The organism is Microbacterium sp. NPDC076768 (genome assembly GCF_040687205.1).
Lineage (GTDB): Bacteria > Actinomycetota > Actinomycetes > Actinomycetales > Microbacteriaceae > Microbacterium.
In genome coordinates this window covers 133347-148897 of the sequence record NZ_JBFBMU010000004.1, presented here as the reverse complement: position 1 = coordinate 148897, position 15551 = coordinate 133347, and the positions used below count along the sequence as shown (strand labels likewise).

Here is a 15551-nt window from a genome sequence, read left to right as displayed (position 1 = left end):
CCTTCCCGTGTGCCCCGCTCGCTGCGCTCGCAGGGACGGGCGCCCGGCAGGCCGGGCGCTGCGCGCGGGGTCGGACCGCTGCGCGGACCTCCGGTGGGTGCGGTGTGCGGCCCGCTGGCTGGCGGTTCGAGAGTGGCCGGTGCCTGTGGTGCGGGGAGCAGGTCGGGGTGGCGCTGCGGGGGCGCTTACGGCCTCGGGTGGGGTCCGCCGGCGGTGCCGGCTCATCCCCTCTCCCCCGTGCTCATGGCTGGGGTGGGAGGGCTGGTCACGGTGGGGTCGGCGCTGCGCGCCTCGATGTCTGACCCCCATCCTAGGCTGTGAATGTCACATTCACTAACAACCCTGGGAGGACACCATGGGTCACTACATCACCGTCTCCGTCGACATCGAGGAGGCCGAGGGCACCACGGGCCGTCTGCTGGATGAGGCTGTGGAGCGTCATCTGGAAGGCAACATCAGCGATCTCTCCTACGGCCCGGTGACGGGGGCGGGCTGGGCGCTGGACGGCAATACCAAGTACGAGCCGGAAGGCGTGGAGGACTTCGCTGAGGCTGTGTCGGGTCGGTTCCCCGGCGCTGTCGTGGGCGTGCGGATCGAGTGGGATACGCGGGATGCGGACGAGGCCGGGTCGATCGAGTACTCCTACATCGGCGGGCAGCGCTGCAACGACCGTGAGAGCGGCCTGGTGCCCGACGACCTCGCCGAGTCGATCGCGCGTCTGCGGGCTGCGCTGGACGGGTCAGGTGATCTCGCGGCCGCGGCACGGTGGTTGGCGGACGGGCTGGAAGGCACGCGGGTTCCGGTGCCCACCGAGCCCGCCGAGCCGCGCCGGGTGCAGAAGGTCACCGTGACCGACGAGTGGGGCCACAACTACAGCGACCTGTTCGCTGCGGCGTTCGACTACGCCGAGGTCACCGAGCGTCACGGCGACGAGCTGCTCACCGCCACCGGGTGGCACGATGACCGGCGGATCGCATGCGAGGCCGACATCAGCCCCATCGTGCACCGCTGGATCGAGCACGCCGAGGCAGCGACAAGCAAGGTCTACACCGCCGAGTGGATGGGCGGCTGGGACGCCTACGTGATCCCGTTCTGGGACGGTGAGCGCGTCGGGTTCTTCTCGATCCACGGCAACGACGACGGCAACGGCTCGATCCCGTTCGACCAGATCATCGACGCGCTGAGTCTGGACTTCACCGTGACGTGGAGCGACGGCACGACGGACGGAGACGCCGAATGACCGGCACCCCGATCCCGGCGGTCTGCCGGGTGTGCGGAACCCCGCACATGGACGAGATCGCGTGTCCGAACATCCACACCGAGTGCCTGGACTGCTGCGGCTGCTCGGGCCACTGACACCCCTCTCGGAGCGCCCTCGCCACCTACCGGCGGGGGGCGCTCTGTCGTGCACTGACCAATGTCGGAGGCCACCCGTAGCCTGTGAATGTCACATTCACTAACCAACGTTCCGGGAGGACACCATGGCCACCACACCGACCACCATCAAGGCGGGCACCCCGCGCGACTTCCTCGGCCTCGTGCCCGCGCTGCTCGGCTTCACCCCGCAGGACTCGCTCGTGCTCGTGCCGTTCGAGGCGGCACGCACGATCGGGGCGATGCGACTCGACCTCGACGCGGATGCCGCGACGCTCGTGCACACCGGGCTGGGCCTGGTCTGCCGGGTGCCTCGCGTGACCGGCGTAGCCGCCGTGATCTACGCCACAGGGGATGCCGACAGCACCCGCGATATCGGCCAACAGATCACCGATGTCGCCGACCGGCAGGGACTGCACCTGGTGGACGTGCTCTACGTCGCCAGCGACGGCTACGGCAGCCACCTGACCGGCGAGGCACCGCGACCGGTCGCCGAGATCGCGACCCCGGACGCGCTGCGCGAGAAGGTCGCGGCCTCGCAGACCGCCGGGGCGAGCATCCCCGACGCCGACCCGGCGCGTGCCGCACGGATCGCGTTCGCGGCCGCGCGGATGGACGACGACGCCCTCGCGGACTTCGTCACCGTCGCGGAGGCCGCCCTGACCGGCGACCCCGCCGACCTCGACACCCGCCAGGCCGCGATCCTGCTCACCGGCATCGGCATCCCGCTGTGGCGCGACGTGGCCCTCATCCAGTGGGCCACCGACCGCGACACCGGCACCCGCGCGCTGGCCGCGCAGATCGGCCACTCGATCATGGGCGCGCCGATCCCCGAGGGCATCGCCCGCATCCTGGTCGGGCAGGGCGAGCGGCCCGACGCCGACCGGCTCACGGCGGGCCTCGCGCTCGTGCGGCACCTTGCCGCCTACGCCGACGACCAGGAGCGCCCTAACCTGCTCGCCGCCGCCGCCTGGCTGTCCTGGGGGCTGGGCCGCTCCACTCACGCCACCGTCTACACCGACCGCGCACTCGCGATCGACCCCGACCACGGCATGAGCCAGATCGTCGCCACCCTCTGCGCGACCGGCACGCTCCCCGACTGGGCGTTCACCCGCTGAGCGCCACGAGTGCCCCGCCGGAACAACCCGGCGGGGCACTCCCCTGTCCGCCATGTCGCACTCGCGATGTCCCCGCGCGATGTCGGAGGCCACCCGTAGCCTGTGAATGTCACATTCACTAACCAACGTTCCGGGAGGACACCATGACCGACACCATCAACAACGTCCACGACATCCGCGCAGCCGTCGAGCGGGCGATCCGCTTCCACGCACCGCTGCGCGCCGAGTTCGACGAGGGCTGGACGACCATCGAGCCGAACGAACTGCGCCAGGCGTGGGACGACTACAGCCTCAGCGACCCGTTCACCCTCGACCCAGCCATGCCCACCCTGCTCGCCCGCATCGACGCCGACCACCCCGACGACGACCCCCAGGTGTGGGTGCCCCTCGGCGGGCAGGGCGACCCCGACTACCTGGATGTCGTCGTGGTCACCGAGCGCACCGTCACCAAGTACACCGCGCACGACGGCCAGATCGAGCAGTCCTACTCGCTCCCCGAGGGCGACCCCCACGGCCTCACACAGAGCGGATGGCGGGCCGCGGCGAGCGCAGCGCGCTACGCGATCATCGGCCTCAACTCCGACGCCAGCAACACCGAGTACCTGCGCGGGCAGATCGAGGCCTACCTGACCGCGTTCGGGCACTTCGAGCCAGGGCGTGATGCCGACGCCAAGCGCGAGCGCGTCACCGCCGAGATCACCGCGGCGATCGCCTCCCAGTGACCCACGCCGGGGCGGGCGCGCAGACCGCGCCGCCCGCCCCGGCCAATGTCGGAGGCCACCCGTAGCCTGTGAATGTCACATTCACCGTCGAGAGTCCAAGGAGGACGCCATGACCGACACCACCACCCTCATCACCCGCACCCCCGGCGACACGTTCCGCTTCCGCGGCACCGAGTACGTGCTGATCGACTTCGTCCGCACCAAGGCGAAGATCGCAGCCCTCACCGAACCCGGCAAGGTCTACACCCTCGCCCGCACCGCCACCGTCGAGCCGACCGGCCACAGCGACGACGCGCTCGCCGCCGCTCTGCAAGCGATCGCGGCCGCGCTGCCGAGCCTGATCCCCGGAACCCGCGTGCGCATCATCGCCAACCCTCGCACCACCCGCGACGGGCTGGCCGGAGTCGAGACGCTCATCGTCCGCACCAACCCCAAGTCGTACACGCTCGCCAACGGCTGGCGCGTCAGCCCTGGACTGGTCGAAGCCGTCTGACCCCTCGCCGCCGCCGGGTGCACACCTACCCCGGCGGCGGCGAGCACCACACGCGCCGAGGGGCCGGCTATGCCGAGCCCCTCGGCGGGAGCACCTCGAGTTCCAATCCCCCGCCCGCGCTCGCCGCAGGCCTTCACCGTTCCCAGGAGGACACGATGACCACCACCGACACCGCGGCTACGGCCGCTCCCCCCATCCCTGCCGACGACCTGATCGACCGGCTGTGGAGCGTCATGCACGAGATCGAAGCAGCCGACTTCCCCGCGCTGCGCATCGTCGAGCTCGACGAACCGACCGACTACGGCGAGCGCACAGTGCTGTGGTGCCCGCGCTGCGATCAGCACGTCAACGTCGAGGACGGCTACCTGCGCGCGATCGACGTGGACGTGCGCTACAACAGCGTCGGCCAGATCAACACCGCCGAGCGCACCGTGCCGCAGTACGAGGCCGACCCCGACCCCGGCGACGTGCTCGTGTACCTGCACCAGACCGACGAACACGGCGAGCACGGCGTGCGTCTCCCCGAGGGCTGGGAAGGCACCTGGAAGGCATAACCGCACCCAGCGAGCGTGAGCGCCCCGCGACCCCGGTCGGGGCGCTCACGCTCGCCACCCCGTGGCGATGTCCGACCCCCGCCCTAGGCTGTGAACGTCACATTCACTAGCAAACGATCCGGGAGGACACCATGACCACGTACATCACCTTCGGCCCCGACCACGCCGACCTGCACCCGCACGTCGGCACCGGCCTGAACCGCGGCTACGTAGCGATCAGCACCGGCGACCGCGACCGCGACATCGCCGCGGCATTCGCGATCCTCGGCGAACAGTGGGCCTTCGACTATCAAAACGCCGCGGCGCTGGATGCCCGCTACCCGGACGGCGAGATCGCCCGCCTCACCCTCATTGACGAGGCGGCACAGAAGGAGATCGCCGGTCTGATCGAGGACACCTTCGCCGCCGCGGAGGGGGACAGCAACGACGCCGAGATCGAGGCGCTACAGGCCGCACGCGACCGCCTGGCCGCACTGATCGACTACACCCCCGCCCACGAGCGGGACTGGACGCCGCTCGACGCGGCCTGACCGCACGCGGTGCCCTTCCGGGAGACCGGCGGGGCACCGTCGCGCGCGCTCGCCGCCGATGTCTGACCCCCACCGTAGGCTGTGAACGTCACATTCACTAGCCAACGATCCGGGAGGACACCATGGCGACCACCACCACCGACTGCGACCACACCAACATCGAATGGCTCTCCGGCGTCCCCGGCGTCGTCGTCACCCTCAACGGCGACGTCGCCGCCCGGTGCCTGGACTGCGGCGCGACCGCGACCATGGACACCGACGACGAGGACGCACCCGCCTCGCCGGTCGCGCACCAGTGGCAGAGCGGCCGCTTCACCGGGACGACGACCTGCCAGGCGTGCGGACTGTTGCCGCTCGACCAGGACGACATCGACACCGAGTGCCCCGGCGCATAGGCCCTCGGACGGTGCCTCGCGGCGACGGTCGCGGGGCACCGCCCTGCGATGTCCGCGAACCCCCGAAACCTAGGCCTATACCCGTGGGCAATTCCAATGTCGGAGGCCACCCGTAGGCTGTGAATGTCACATTCACTAGCCACCGATCCGGGAGGACACCATGGCAAACCGCACTCGATTCATCACCATCGACACCCGCCAGTACACCGAGGCGGAGGGCGAGATCGCCAGCAACCGCGCTCGCCAGCAGCGCGAGGAAGACCTGAACGCCTACGGCGCACAGGGCTACGCGCTCCTGTCCACCGTCACCATCCCCCTCCACGACGGACTACGGATCATCGACACCCTCGCCCGCACCGACGAGGGCTACTGACACACCGAGAGCGCCCCGCCGGGATCTAACGGCGGGGCGCTCTCGCGCTCGCGCCAATGTCCGCCCCGCCGCCTACATTGTGAACATCACATTCACTACCTAACACCCAGGAGGACACCATGACCAGCGAGAACGGATCGCCCACCGGATCACAGCCGACGCCGATCCCGGTGACCCTGGCCGCGGCCGAATGGGGAGCAATCGCGGGCGTAATCGCGGCCTACGGCGAATCGCACCAGGACGGCGCGATGATCCTCGCCGCCGAAGAGATCAAGACCCAGGTCACCAACGCACTCTCCCCCCAGTAGGCGACCTACACGACCCCTCCCGCAGCGCCCCGCCGGAACTGACCGGCGGGGCGCTGCCGCGCTCGCCGCAGTGTCCGACCCCACCCGTAGGCTGTGAACGTCACATTCACTAGCCAACGATCCGGGAGGACACCATGGCAACCGCACCCCTCACCTTCGGCGACCGACTCACCGCGGCCGGACTGACCTGGGAGGTCTCCGACGCACGCAGCCACGAGCCAGGCCCCACCCTCGGCGAGCCGCGCGCCGACCTCTGCCCGATCGACCCCGACAGCGGCGAGCGCATCAGCAACGTGCGCATCGGCCGCGCAGAGCGCCCCTACGTGCGCGTGAACATCCGGGCTGGCCGCAGCGGAGACCTCGAGCTGTACCCCAGTAGCGGGTACGGTACCCCGCTCACGGATCGGCAGCGCGCGATCATCCTGGCCGACCTCGCCGGCTATCGCTTCGAGCTGCCTCCGCTCAGCGTGCCGGAGATCATCGAGCGGATCACCCACGACATCAGCACCCGCTCAGCGCACAAAGCATCTGAGGCTCTGCACTACAGCACCCGCACCGCTCTCCGAGACGCCCTCGCGACCCTCCCTGCGGCCAAGAGCAGCGCCTACCGTGCCGCCGTCATCGACGCGGCGTGCACGGCGTTCCGCGAGCGCATGGCGCGGGATGTCGGACAGATGTAGCGGGTGGCGGCAGCGAGGCTCATGAGCGGGCCTCGCTGCCATACTCGACCGCATGAATCAGCAAGACCTCTCCCTCGTGTTCTTCGGCAGCAGACACGCGCTCGCAATCGCGGCCGCGATCGCCGAGTCGGAGGACGGCCGATTCACCATCCCTGACGTAGCCAGAGCCGTCTCCCTGCCGACCAGCACGATCCACGCTCTCCTAAAGCGGCTCGGCACAGCCCAGCTTGTGAGGCGACGCAAGCGGGAGACCATGCCAGGCACCCGCATCGCGGTCTACGAACGGGCCGAGCATCCCATCTGGGCATTCGCCATCGAACTCCACGCGGAGGCACAAGCGCGCGCCGAGGGGACATTCAACCCCGCCTGGGCGACCGAGGTACTGCACGACTGATCGCCATGTCGGCGACCTCCCCTACGCTGTGAATGTCACATTCACTAGCCAACGATCCGGGAGGACACCATGGCAACCAAACCGATCAGCGAGATCGTCGCCGAGACGATCGCGCTCAACTACGAAGACATCGACGGGCTCACCCAAGCGCTCGGGCAGGGCGACGTGGACGCAGACGCGATCCGCGCGCTCGCGACCGGCGCCGCCGAGCGGGCTGTCGCCGACCATGCGGGCGAGGCCGCGGGCATCGACGTGCACGGGTACGTGTCTCTCATCGACGGCGCGGCCGTCGCTCAGATAGACACCACCGAGGCCACCAGCCACGTCCGGGTGTTCCTCAACGACGGCACGATCTACGACGGCAACCCCGAACACGACGACGCACCCAGCCAGGTGTACACCCTCCGCGATCTCGACGGCACCGACGATGCCGCCGACTGGATCACCGCCGGGCACGTCCTGGACGCCCAGGAAGTCGACTGGCTGCGCTCCCTGCGGGTTGTGGCACCGTGACCGCGGCGAGCGCCACCAGGCGCAACCCGATCGTCGAGGCGTTCCGCGACTGGGCCTGCCTTGAGACGTTTCCGCTCACCGCGTGGGCGTGCGACGAGTGGGTGCACTCGATCGACCGCGGCGACCACGATGCGATCAGCACCCGCGATCAGATCGCCCGCGCTCGCCGCGTGCTCGCCAGGCTGGGCACGGCGCTGGAAGCGATCGAGGCTGAACGACCGGACGACCCGGAAGCGGTCATCCACACGCGCAGCTTCGATCCGGCCGCGCGGACGATCACCGAGACGTGGCGACTGTTCGACACGCAGTACGCCGCGCCGTGGGGCGGGCCGGGCTTCGTGGCCTTCCAGATCAGCACCCGCCACACCGACCGCGCCTACCAGGGCACGGCACGCCGCATCCTGACCGGCAGCACCCCACATCAGGCAGCCCCGCGCGACGTGCACCCGCAGACCGTCGCTCCCCTGCCGACGCGCCGGTACGCGGCGAGCGCGCTGCACATCGCCCACGACAGCATCGCGGCACGGTTCGACCTGCCGCGGGCGCTCTACTGGGCGCGCGGCATCCGCAGCTGACCCCTACACGGTGCCCCGCCGGGATCATCCGGCGGGGCACCGTCGCGCTCGCCGCGGCCAATGTCTGACCCTTCCCCTAGGCTGTAAATGTCACATTCACTAGCCAACGATCCGGGAGGACACCATGGCAAACCCCACCACGCAGCTCGAGCTCGAGATGAGCCGCGAGCTGGACAACCGCACCGAGACCGACACCCTGCGGCGAGCGCAGTTCCGCATGCACACGCTCATCGCGGCCTGGTACGACGACGAGCCGAGCGAACCGGATCAGGCGATCCGCGACGTGCTCACCGATCTCGTGCACCTGGCCGACGCCCGCGGCGTCGACATTCACACCGCGCTCGACCGGGCCGTGTGGATGGCCGACCAGGAACGAGCCGACTGGGGACTGGGGAAGGTGCAGCGATGAGCAGCGGAACGATCCCCGACCTCGCCGTCGTCGCGGCCGCGGCCGACATGATCGGCGGCTGGCACGATGATGTCTTCGCGGCGATCAACATGACCGAGGCCCGCATCCTCGCCGACCTGTTCGACGAGTTGGGCCACACCGGCACCGCCGATCACATCATGCGCGAGACCTGGCTTGCCGAAAGCGACGGCGACCGCGACCCGCTGCCCTGGGCCAACGGGCACGGCTCACGGCTCAGCGAGGACGAGTACGACGCGCGCAGCGACGATCTCGCACACAACGAGGGCCGCGAGCGGTTCCACTTCGACCCCCGCCTGGAATGGCCGCACGACGAGGGATAGCCGCACGGTGCCCCGCCGGGATCAACCGGCGGGGCACCGCCAGGCCTGCCAGCGCCTAGCGCAGATAGCTCGCCACGTCGAAGCTCTGCAACGGCCAGGCGTAGCGGGCGCGTGACGGATGCCGAGGATGCCCGCTCTTGAGCAGATCACCGATCGACACCCAGTCGCAGCCCGAGGCATCCGTTACCGAGGCGATGCCTTGAAGGGCTCTGTTGCAAAAATCGTGAAGCTTGAGCATGCTTGGCGGAGATTGGACGGACGGAACGATGACGGATTTCAAGTGGCGCCATTTCCAGGGTGATGTGATCCTGTGGGCGGTGCGCTGGTATTGTCGCTATCCGATCAGCTATCGCGACCTTGAGGAAATGCTGGCGGAACGCGGCATTTCGGTCGACCATACGACGATCTATCGCTGGGTCCAGTGCTACGCCCCGGAGATGGAGAAGCGGCTGCGCTGGTTCTGGCGGCGTGGCTTTGATCCGAGCTGGCGCCTGGATGAAACCTACGTCAAGGTGCGGGGCAAGTGGACCTACCTGTACCGGGCAGTCGACAAGCGGGGCGACACGATCGATTTCTACCTGTCGCCGACCCGCAGCGCCAAGGCAGCGAAGCGGTTCCTGGGCAAGGCCCTGCGAGGCCTGAAGCACTGGGAAAAGCCTGCCACGCTCAATACCGACAAAGCGCCGAGCTATGGTGCAGCGATCACCGAATTGAAGCGCGAAGGAAAGCTGGACCGGGAGACGGCCCACCGGCAGGTGAAGTATCTCAATAACGTGATCGAGGCCGATCACGGAAAGCTCAAGATACTGATCAAGCCGGTGCGCGGTTTCAAATCGATCCCCACGGCCTATGCCACGATCAAGGGATTCGAAGTCATGCGAGCCCTGCGCAAAGGACAGGCTCGCCCCTGGTGCCTGCAGCCCGGCATCAGGGGCGAGGTGCGCCTTGTGGAGAGAGCTTTTGGCATTGGGCCCTCGGCGCTGACGGAGGCCATGGGCATGCTCAACCACCATTTCGCAGCAGCCGCCTGATCGGCGCAGAGCGACAGCCTACCTCTGACTGCCGCCAATCTTTGCAACAGAGCCCCGCAACCGATACGATGGCCTCGATCTCTTCGATGAGCGCCCGGGGGCCAAGTACTGGTACACCGGTGGCTTCAGCATTCCCGGCCTCGCCGCGGGGATCATCGGCGGCGCAGCCGCCTCCTTCTTCCTCACCACCGACTTCTGGAGCGGCGCGATCGCCGAGGCCATGGGCTACATCGATCTCTCCGCTCCCGTTGCGATGATCGTCAGCGGCGGACTGTACTACCTCTTCACCCGCCGCGGCCACACCTTCGGAGACGCTCGATGAACACGCCCACCACCGGCTCGCACCCCGCCCGATACCCCGACGCCGCCGCGGGTGAACCGACGCTCGACAGCTGGCAGGAGCCCCCGCACAACCGCTGGGCCTTCGCTCACCTCGGCGAGATGGTGCCCTCGGCAGCGGTCTCGCGGCGCCCGGTGAACGCGCCCGGTCATGCCCTCGCGCGGCTCGGCGCGATCGCGGCGCAGCTTCCCGACCTCGAACAGCGCCTCGAACAGACCTACACCGACGCCTTCCTCGTGCTGCGCGGAACGGAGGTCGTGGCCGAGTACTACCGCGCCGGCTTCGCGCCCGACGACCGTCACCTGCTGATGAGCGTCTCGAAGTCGCTGTGCGGCACGGTCGTCGGAGCACTGGTCGACGAGGGGCGCATCGATCCCGCGCAGCCCGTCACCGAGTATGTACCCGAGCTCGCCGGCTCCGTCTACGACGGGCCCTCCGTGCTGCAGGTGCTCGACATGCAGATCTCGATCGACTACAACGAGGACTACGTCGATCCCGCATCCGAGGTGCAGACCCACGGTCGCTCGGCCGGCTGGCGCACGCGCCGCCACGGCGACCCGGCCGACACCTACGAGTTCCTCACCACCCTCCGCGGCGACGGCAGCACCGGCGAGTTCCAGTACTGCTCGGCGAACACCGACGTACTCGCCTGGATCGTCGAACGGGTCACCGGTCTGCGCTACGTCGAAGCGCTCTCCACGTACCTGTGGGCGAAGCTCGACGCCGACCGCGACGCTACCATCACCGTCGACACGACGGGTTTCGGCTTCGCGCACGGCGGCGTCTCCTGCACGGCGCGGGATCTCGCGCGCGTGGGGCGCATGATGCTCGACGGCGGCGTCGCCCCCGGTGGCCGCGTGGTCTCCGAGGACTGGGTGCGTCGCGTACTCGCCGGCGGATCGCACGAGGCGATGACCGACAAGGGCTTCACGAACACCTTCCCCGACGGCAGCTACACCCGCCAGTGGTGGTGCACGGGCAACGAGCGCGGCAACGTGAGCGGCATCGGCATCCACGGGCAGAATCTGTGGCTCGACCCGCTCACCGACTCCGTGATCGTCAAGCTGTCGTCGTGGCCCGATCCCGACACCGAGCACTGGCACCGGCTGCAGAACGGGATCCTGCTCGACGTCAGCCGCGCGCTCGACGCAGTGTAGCCACGGTCGCTCCGCTCGCGGCGGGCCTCCCCCGCCGGTTGAGCGAGGAGCGCAGCGACGAGTCGAAACCCGACCGCCCCGGGTTTCGACTCGCTCCGCTCGCTCAACCAGCGGGGGCCCGCTCAACCGGCGGGGCCGCCCGGCTCGCCCGGGCCGACTGAATCGCACCGGGTCGCGGGCGCTACTCCCCCAGCCGGTTCTTGCTGCGCATGGCCCGCTCGGCCTCGCGCTTGTCCTGCCGTTCGCGCAGCGTCTGCCGCTTGTCGTATTCCTTCTTGCCCTTCGCGAGGGCGATCTCGACCTTCGCGCGGCCGTCCAGGAAGTACAGGCGCAGCGGCACGATCGTCATGCCGCCCTCGCGGGTCTTCTGGTAGAGCTTGTCGATCTGCTGGCGATGCAGCAGCAGCTTGCGCTTGCGGCGCGGCGCGTGGTTGGTCCACGACCCGTTGAGGTACTCGGGGATGTACGCCGCGTCGAGCCAGGCCTCGCCGCGCTCGATGAAGACGTAGCCGTCGACGAGCGACGCGCGCCCCATGCGCAGCGATTTCACCTCGCTGCCGGTGAGCACCAGGCCCGCCTCGTAGGTGTCGAGGATGTTGTACTCGTGCCGGGCCTTCTTGTTGGAGGCGATCAGCTTCTCGCCGGTCTCCTTGGGCATGTCACATCCTTTCTGCCGTCGGGCTGGTGCGGGATCCGCGCTCACGCGCGAGGATCCAGCCTACCGCACCCTCGCCGCTAGACCCGCAGATACCGCGTGATCGCGATCTTCGCCGCGATCGCCGAGAGGATCACGCCCACGAGGGCTCTGTTGCAAAAATCGTGAAGCTTGAGCATGCTTGGCGGAGATTGGACGGACGGAACGATGACGGATTTCAAGTGGCGCCATTTCCAGGGTGATGTGATCCTGTGGGCGGTGCGCTGGTATTGTCGCTATCCGATCAGCTATCGCGACCTTGAGGAAATGCTGGCGGAACGCGGCATTTCGGTCGACCATACGACGATCTATCGCTGGGTCCAGTGCTACGCCCCGGAGATGGAGAAGCGGCTGCGCTGGTTCTGGCGGCGTGGCTTTGATCCGAGCTGGCGCCTGGATGAAACCTACGTCAAGGTGCGGGGCAAGTGGACCTACCTGTACCGGGCAGTCGACAAGCGGGGCGACACGATCGATTTCTACCTGTCGCCGACCCGCAGCGCCAAGGCAGCGAAGCGGTTCCTGGGCAAGGCCCTGCGAGGCCTGAAGCACTGGGAAAAGCCTGCCACGCTCAATACCGACAAAGCGCCGAGCTATGGTGCAGCGATCACCGAATTGAAGCGCGAAGGAAAGCTGGACCGGGAGACGGCCCACCGGCAGGTGAAGTATCTCAATAACGTGATCGAGGCCGATCACGGAAAGCTCAAGATACTGATCAAGCCGGTGCGCGGTTTCAAATCGATCCCCACGGCCTATGCCACGATCAAGGGATTCGAAGTCATGCGAGCCCTGCGCAAAGGACAGGCTCGCCCCTGGTGCCTGCAGCCCGGCATCAGGGGCGAGGTGCGCCTTGTGGAGAGAGCTTTTGGCATTGGGCCCTCGGCGCTGACGGAGGCCATGGGCATGCTCAACCACCATTTCGCAGCAGCCGCCTGATCGGCGCAGAGCGACAGCCTACCTCTGACTGCCGCCAATCTTTGCAACAGAGCCCCTTGAAGCATCCGCGGGAGGTAGGTGCGGGATCGGATCAGCTCGCCCCACGCGGCAAGGATTGTGAGCTGACGCCCGCCGATGAGATCGGCGATGTGTCGCTCATTCTCGGCTTTCAGCGCCGGATCGTGCGCCAGGTGCATGCCCTTGGGGTCGGTGGATCTCTGCGGGTAGAGGTTCAGCATCACCCAGCTGTCGAACCCGTTGCGGGCCGCGAAACCCATGACCTTGCTGACGGTGAGATCGAGGTCTCCCGGCGCCGCGGTGCTGGGGTTCACGCCGACGCACACGAGAGGGTTTACGCCCACCGTGCCCAGCACGAAGCGCGCGGAGTTGTCCGCCGTGCGCTCGTAGATCCACGTCTCAGTCATGCGTGCCACTGTCCCCCATCGCCCTGCGCCCCCAGCGGGCCAATGTCAGACCCCTCGCTTAGAGTGTAAGCGTCACATTCACTAGCTAACGATCCGGGAGGACACCATGACCGAGCAGAACGAAAACCCGTTCGAGGGCGCAGAGATCATCGCCGTCTACACCGCAGAGGAAGCCGTCGCAGACGGCATCCTGCTGCACTTCAACCCCGCCACCGCACTCGAGGCCGGATACCGACTGACGGTGCTGCTCACCCGTGCCGCCTACGAGGCCGCGGTGCAGTGGACCCGTGAGGGCAGCTGGCAGAGCGAGGACGCCCGATTCTGGGACGTGCTCAACGTCATCCGCCCCACCGCCCGGCAGGTAGCCGGCGATCTCATCCCCCGCGAGACCTACGTGCTGCGCGTGCCGAACACCACGCGATCCGGCAACCCCAGCAACGCCACCACCGCCAGCCGCCAGCCGCTCCGCGTGAGCATCGAGGGCTACAACCTCACCGGCCAGGCCTGCATCATCATCGCCCTCCCCGGCGAAGACTGAACCCCTGAGAGTGCCCCGCCGGATCATCCCGGCGGGGCACTCTCGCGCTCGCCGCAGCCAATGTCGGAGGCCTCCCGTAGCCTGTGAATGTCACATTCACCACCTACGTTCCAAGGAGGACACCATGGCAACCACACCACTCACCACCGACGAGATCTCGCGAACGATCCTCGAGCGCATGACCAGCAACCACGGCGGCTCGCTCGTCGAGGCGATCGACGACGGCGCGTTCGTCGTCGACGACCAGGCCGTCGCCTACTGGGTCGGTCAGGCCGTCGAGCTGGCCCGCCAGGGGCTCGACGTCGCCGACGTCGACGAGGAGCCCGAGGCTGAGCCGGTGGGCTACGCCTGCGCCGAGTGCGGCACGCAGGACGCGACCAACTACGTCGTCACGATCCTTGACCACGACGACATCCGCCACACCCGCACGGAGGTCTGCATCCCGTGTGCGATCACCGTCTCCGCGGATTCCGTCGACCGGATCATTGCCGGGCTCATTACCCGCTGACATCCCGCCGGGGCGGGCACCACGCCCGCCCCGGCACTCAGCACGAAAGGACCGACCATGACCACCGCACTCACCCCCTACGACACCGGCAGCCGTGCCGAGCCGTCCGCCTGGACACCGAGCAACTCGCACCTGTACTCGATGCCCGCCGACGACCGCGCACGCATCCTCGCCCACCATGGCGACGACTTCGGCAAGGTCGACTTCGACAACCCCGAAGGACAGGCGATCGCCACCGTCTGGGCCACCCCGACCGACGACGGCTGGACGCTGCACATCCACCAGCACGCGGCGCCGCTCGCGCTCGCCGCAGACCTTGACCGGCTGCGCGAGCTGACCGACACGGCGCAGGCGGCGATCGAGGAGGCGGAGCGCTCCACCGAGGCCGACACCATGGATGCCGTCTTCGAAGCCCGCGACGGGGCCGTGGACGCGCTCAGAGCGATCCTGGCGGCACTCACCCCACCCGTCAGCTGACGCCCGCTCAGTGCCCCGCCGGGATCGTTCGGCGGGGCACTGTCGCGCTCGCCGAAGCCAATGTCGGAGGCCTCCCGTAGCCTGTGAATGTCACATTCACCGCCTACGTTCCAAGGAGGACACCATGGCAACCACCACCAGCATCGAGTTCGCACAGGGCCAGCTCGACATGCCCGCCCCGGTCACCGACCGTCGCGGCGGCTACGCCGGAGAGATGGCCCGCACTCAGGCCGATCTCGTCGCGGCAGAGGCGCGGGCCGCGGATCTCGCGCTGACCGTCGAACGGCAGCAGCGGGAGATCGAGCGCCTGCAGCTGCCGATCACCAACGCGGCAGACGACCGCCTCGCGGCGATCTGGGAGAGGGGCGAGCAGATTGCCAACGATGAGGGCTTCTGTTCCGAGTACGACCGGCTCGTGGAAGCGATCGGCGGCACCCCGCGCGAGCGCGACTTCCGGGTGACCCTCTCCGTCACGCTGACCCAGCGCGTCACCGTCTCGGTCACCGCTCGCACGTCAGACGAAGCGGAAGACCTCGCGACCGAGGCGTACACCGTCGAAGACGTGATCGAGTCGCTCCGATCCGACAACTACGTCGCCGACTCGATCGACGCGGAAGTCACCGACTGGGAGCGCGAGTAGCCCAACCCGGCGGGGCGGGCACACCGCCC

At 68.4% G+C, this 15551-nt stretch carries 23 protein-coding genes and 1 pseudogene; 22 read left to right on the top strand and 2 right to left on the bottom strand.

The genetic code is table 11. The annotated features are described in order from the left end of the window. Nucleotides 1-355 precede the first annotated feature (355 nt). From AB0O87_RS15050 to nylB, 17 genes are all read left to right on the top strand, one after another. Entirely contained in the window at nucleotides 356-1240 is an 885-nt protein-coding gene (locus AB0O87_RS15050) for a hypothetical protein (RefSeq protein WP_234001880.1), read from the top strand. Between the two features lie 241 nt (nucleotides 1241-1481). Beyond that, nucleotides 1482-2492 carry a DUF4192 family protein gene (locus AB0O87_RS15045; RefSeq protein ID WP_234001879.1) on the top strand — a complete coding sequence of 337 codons (1011 nt, stop codon included), beginning with the start codon at nucleotides 1482-1484 and terminating at the stop codon, nucleotides 2490-2492. Between the two features lie 143 nt (nucleotides 2493-2635). Beyond that, a complete protein-coding gene (locus AB0O87_RS15040) occupies nucleotides 2636-3214 on the top strand; it encodes a hypothetical protein (RefSeq protein WP_234001878.1) in 579 nt (192 codons plus the stop codon). Between the two features lie 109 nt (nucleotides 3215-3323). Further along, complete coding sequence (locus AB0O87_RS15035; RefSeq protein ID WP_234001877.1) at nucleotides 3324-3707, top strand: hypothetical protein; 384 nt, start codon at nucleotides 3324-3326, stop codon at nucleotides 3705-3707. Nucleotides 3708-3862: 155 nt separating this feature from the next. Continuing rightward, nucleotides 3863-4261 (top strand): hypothetical protein, encoded by a 399-nt coding sequence (locus tag AB0O87_RS15030; protein WP_234001876.1) that lies wholly within the window; start codon nucleotides 3863-3865, stop codon nucleotides 4259-4261. A 131-nt stretch (nucleotides 4262-4392) separates the two neighbouring features. Next, entirely contained in the window at nucleotides 4393-4791 is a 399-nt protein-coding gene (locus AB0O87_RS15025; RefSeq protein WP_234001875.1) for a hypothetical protein, read from the top strand. 122 nt (nucleotides 4792-4913) lie between these two features. Next, nucleotides 4914-5186 (top strand): hypothetical protein, encoded by a 273-nt coding sequence (locus AB0O87_RS15020; RefSeq protein ID WP_234001874.1) that lies wholly within the window; start codon nucleotides 4914-4916, stop codon nucleotides 5184-5186. 160 nt (nucleotides 5187-5346) lie between these two features. Next, complete coding sequence (locus AB0O87_RS15015) at nucleotides 5347-5559, top strand: hypothetical protein (RefSeq protein WP_234001873.1); 213 nt, start codon at nucleotides 5347-5349, stop codon at nucleotides 5557-5559. Nucleotides 5560-5678: 119 nt separating this feature from the next. Next, nucleotides 5679-5867, top strand: a complete 189-nt coding sequence (locus AB0O87_RS15010; protein ID WP_234001872.1) for a hypothetical protein — start codon at nucleotides 5679-5681, stop codon at nucleotides 5865-5867. A 134-nt stretch (nucleotides 5868-6001) separates the two neighbouring features. Next, nucleotides 6002-6547 carry a hypothetical protein gene (locus AB0O87_RS15005; RefSeq protein WP_234001871.1) on the top strand — a complete coding sequence of 182 codons (546 nt, stop codon included), beginning with the start codon at nucleotides 6002-6004 and terminating at the stop codon, nucleotides 6545-6547. 52 nt (nucleotides 6548-6599) lie between these two features. Continuing rightward, complete coding sequence (locus AB0O87_RS15000; protein WP_234001870.1) at nucleotides 6600-6941, top strand: hypothetical protein; 342 nt, start codon at nucleotides 6600-6602, stop codon at nucleotides 6939-6941. A 69-nt stretch (nucleotides 6942-7010) separates the two neighbouring features. Further along, nucleotides 7011-7454, top strand: a complete 444-nt coding sequence (locus AB0O87_RS14995) for a hypothetical protein (protein ID WP_234001869.1) — start codon at nucleotides 7011-7013, stop codon at nucleotides 7452-7454. After that, nucleotides 7451-8029 carry a hypothetical protein gene (locus tag AB0O87_RS14990; RefSeq protein WP_234001868.1) on the top strand — a complete coding sequence of 193 codons (579 nt, stop codon included), beginning with the start codon at nucleotides 7451-7453 and terminating at the stop codon, nucleotides 8027-8029. Before AB0O87_RS14995 ends, AB0O87_RS14990 begins: the two co-directional genes overlap by 4 nt. 124 nt (nucleotides 8030-8153) lie before the next feature. Then, nucleotides 8154-8438: a hypothetical protein gene (locus AB0O87_RS14985; RefSeq protein WP_234001867.1), complete on the top strand. Its 285-nt coding sequence runs from the start codon at nucleotides 8154-8156 to the stop codon at nucleotides 8436-8438. After that, complete coding sequence (locus tag AB0O87_RS14980; protein WP_234001866.1) at nucleotides 8435-8779, top strand: hypothetical protein; 345 nt, start codon at nucleotides 8435-8437, stop codon at nucleotides 8777-8779. Before AB0O87_RS14985 ends, AB0O87_RS14980 begins: the two co-directional genes overlap by 4 nt. A gap of 266 nt (nucleotides 8780-9045) precedes the next feature. Next, nucleotides 9046-9810 carry an IS6-like element IS6100 family transposase gene (locus tag AB0O87_RS14975; protein ID WP_001389365.1) on the top strand — a complete coding sequence of 255 codons (765 nt, stop codon included), beginning with the start codon at nucleotides 9046-9048 and terminating at the stop codon, nucleotides 9808-9810. Nucleotides 9811-10128: 318 nt separating this feature from the next. After that, complete coding sequence (nylB, locus tag AB0O87_RS14970) at nucleotides 10129-11307, top strand: 6-aminohexanoate-dimer hydrolase (RefSeq protein WP_012476896.1); 1179 nt, start codon at nucleotides 10129-10131, stop codon at nucleotides 11305-11307. A gap of 181 nt (nucleotides 11308-11488) precedes the next feature. Here the strand turns inward: nylB and smpB are convergent, their stop codons facing one another. Further along, complete coding sequence (gene smpB / locus AB0O87_RS14965) at nucleotides 11489-11965, bottom strand: SsrA-binding protein SmpB (RefSeq protein ID WP_079941838.1); 477 nt, start codon at nucleotides 11963-11965, stop codon at nucleotides 11489-11491. 204 nt (nucleotides 11966-12169) lie between these two features. Between smpB and AB0O87_RS14960 the strand changes: the two genes are divergently transcribed. Further along, the gene (locus tag AB0O87_RS14960; RefSeq protein ID WP_001389365.1) at nucleotides 12170-12934 is read left to right on the top strand and encodes an IS6-like element IS6100 family transposase; all 765 of its coding nucleotides are present in this window, start codon (nucleotides 12170-12172) and stop codon (nucleotides 12932-12934) included. Between the two features lie 92 nt (nucleotides 12935-13026). Here the strand turns inward: AB0O87_RS14960 and AB0O87_RS14955 are convergent. Further along, nucleotides 13027-13359: pseudogene (locus AB0O87_RS14955) on the bottom strand (DUF1643 domain-containing protein); the annotation flags it as partial. 106 nt (nucleotides 13360-13465) lie between these two features. Between AB0O87_RS14955 and AB0O87_RS14950 the strand changes: the two are divergent. From AB0O87_RS14950 to AB0O87_RS14935, 4 genes are all read left to right on the top strand, one after another. Further along, nucleotides 13466-13897, top strand: coding sequence for a DUF6573 family protein (locus AB0O87_RS14950; protein ID WP_234001580.1), 432 nt, complete (start codon nucleotides 13466-13468; stop codon nucleotides 13895-13897). 124 nt (nucleotides 13898-14021) lie between these two features. Then, a complete protein-coding gene (locus tag AB0O87_RS14945) occupies nucleotides 14022-14405 on the top strand; it encodes a hypothetical protein (protein WP_363517657.1) in 384 nt (127 codons plus the stop codon). A 57-nt stretch (nucleotides 14406-14462) separates the two neighbouring features. Further along, on the top strand, nucleotides 14463-14882 hold the full coding sequence (locus AB0O87_RS14940; RefSeq protein WP_363517654.1) for a hypothetical protein: 420 nt from the start codon (nucleotides 14463-14465) through the stop codon (nucleotides 14880-14882). Nucleotides 14883-15006: 124 nt separating this feature from the next. Next, the gene (locus AB0O87_RS14935; protein WP_234001582.1) at nucleotides 15007-15522 is read left to right on the top strand and encodes a hypothetical protein; all 516 of its coding nucleotides are present in this window, start codon (nucleotides 15007-15009) and stop codon (nucleotides 15520-15522) included. Nucleotides 15523-15551: the final 29 nt, after the last annotated feature.

Coding starts and splice junctions, on each gene's coding strand:
- nylB (WP_012476896.1), top strand. CDS start 10,129: ATGAACACGCCCACCACCGGCTCGCACCCCGCCCGATACCCCGACGCC.
- AB0O87_RS15035 (WP_234001877.1), top strand. CDS start 3,324: ATGACCGACACCACCACCCTCATCACCCGCACCCCCGGCGACACGTTC.
- AB0O87_RS14980 (WP_234001866.1), top strand. CDS start 8,435: ATGAGCAGCGGAACGATCCCCGACCTCGCCGTCGTCGCGGCCGCGGCC.
- AB0O87_RS15025 (WP_234001875.1), top strand. CDS start 4,393: ATGACCACGTACATCACCTTCGGCCCCGACCACGCCGACCTGCACCCG.
- AB0O87_RS15015 (WP_234001873.1), top strand. CDS start 5,347: ATGGCAAACCGCACTCGATTCATCACCATCGACACCCGCCAGTACACC.
- AB0O87_RS15020 (WP_234001874.1), top strand. CDS start 4,914: ATGGCGACCACCACCACCGACTGCGACCACACCAACATCGAATGGCTC.
- AB0O87_RS14935 (WP_234001582.1), top strand. CDS start 15,007: ATGGCAACCACCACCAGCATCGAGTTCGCACAGGGCCAGCTCGACATG.
- AB0O87_RS15030 (WP_234001876.1), top strand. CDS start 3,863: ATGACCACCACCGACACCGCGGCTACGGCCGCTCCCCCCATCCCTGCC.
- AB0O87_RS15050 (WP_234001880.1), top strand. CDS start 356: ATGGGTCACTACATCACCGTCTCCGTCGACATCGAGGAGGCCGAGGGC.
- AB0O87_RS15010 (WP_234001872.1), top strand. CDS start 5,679: ATGACCAGCGAGAACGGATCGCCCACCGGATCACAGCCGACGCCGATC.
- smpB (WP_079941838.1), bottom strand. CDS start 11,965: ATGCCCAAGGAGACCGGCGAGAAGCTGATCGCCTCCAACAAGAAGGCC.
- AB0O87_RS14960 (WP_001389365.1), top strand. CDS start 12,170: ATGACGGATTTCAAGTGGCGCCATTTCCAGGGTGATGTGATCCTGTGG.
- AB0O87_RS14945 (WP_363517657.1), top strand. CDS start 14,022: ATGGCAACCACACCACTCACCACCGACGAGATCTCGCGAACGATCCTC.
- AB0O87_RS14995 (WP_234001869.1), top strand. CDS start 7,011: ATGGCAACCAAACCGATCAGCGAGATCGTCGCCGAGACGATCGCGCTC.
- AB0O87_RS14985 (WP_234001867.1), top strand. CDS start 8,154: ATGGCAAACCCCACCACGCAGCTCGAGCTCGAGATGAGCCGCGAGCTG.
- AB0O87_RS15045 (WP_234001879.1), top strand. CDS start 1,482: ATGGCCACCACACCGACCACCATCAAGGCGGGCACCCCGCGCGACTTC.
- AB0O87_RS15000 (WP_234001870.1), top strand. CDS start 6,600: ATGAATCAGCAAGACCTCTCCCTCGTGTTCTTCGGCAGCAGACACGCG.
- AB0O87_RS15040 (WP_234001878.1), top strand. CDS start 2,636: ATGACCGACACCATCAACAACGTCCACGACATCCGCGCAGCCGTCGAG.
- AB0O87_RS14950 (WP_234001580.1), top strand. CDS start 13,466: ATGACCGAGCAGAACGAAAACCCGTTCGAGGGCGCAGAGATCATCGCC.
- AB0O87_RS15005 (WP_234001871.1), top strand. CDS start 6,002: ATGGCAACCGCACCCCTCACCTTCGGCGACCGACTCACCGCGGCCGGA.
- AB0O87_RS14975 (WP_001389365.1), top strand. CDS start 9,046: ATGACGGATTTCAAGTGGCGCCATTTCCAGGGTGATGTGATCCTGTGG.
- AB0O87_RS14940 (WP_363517654.1), top strand. CDS start 14,463: ATGACCACCGCACTCACCCCCTACGACACCGGCAGCCGTGCCGAGCCG.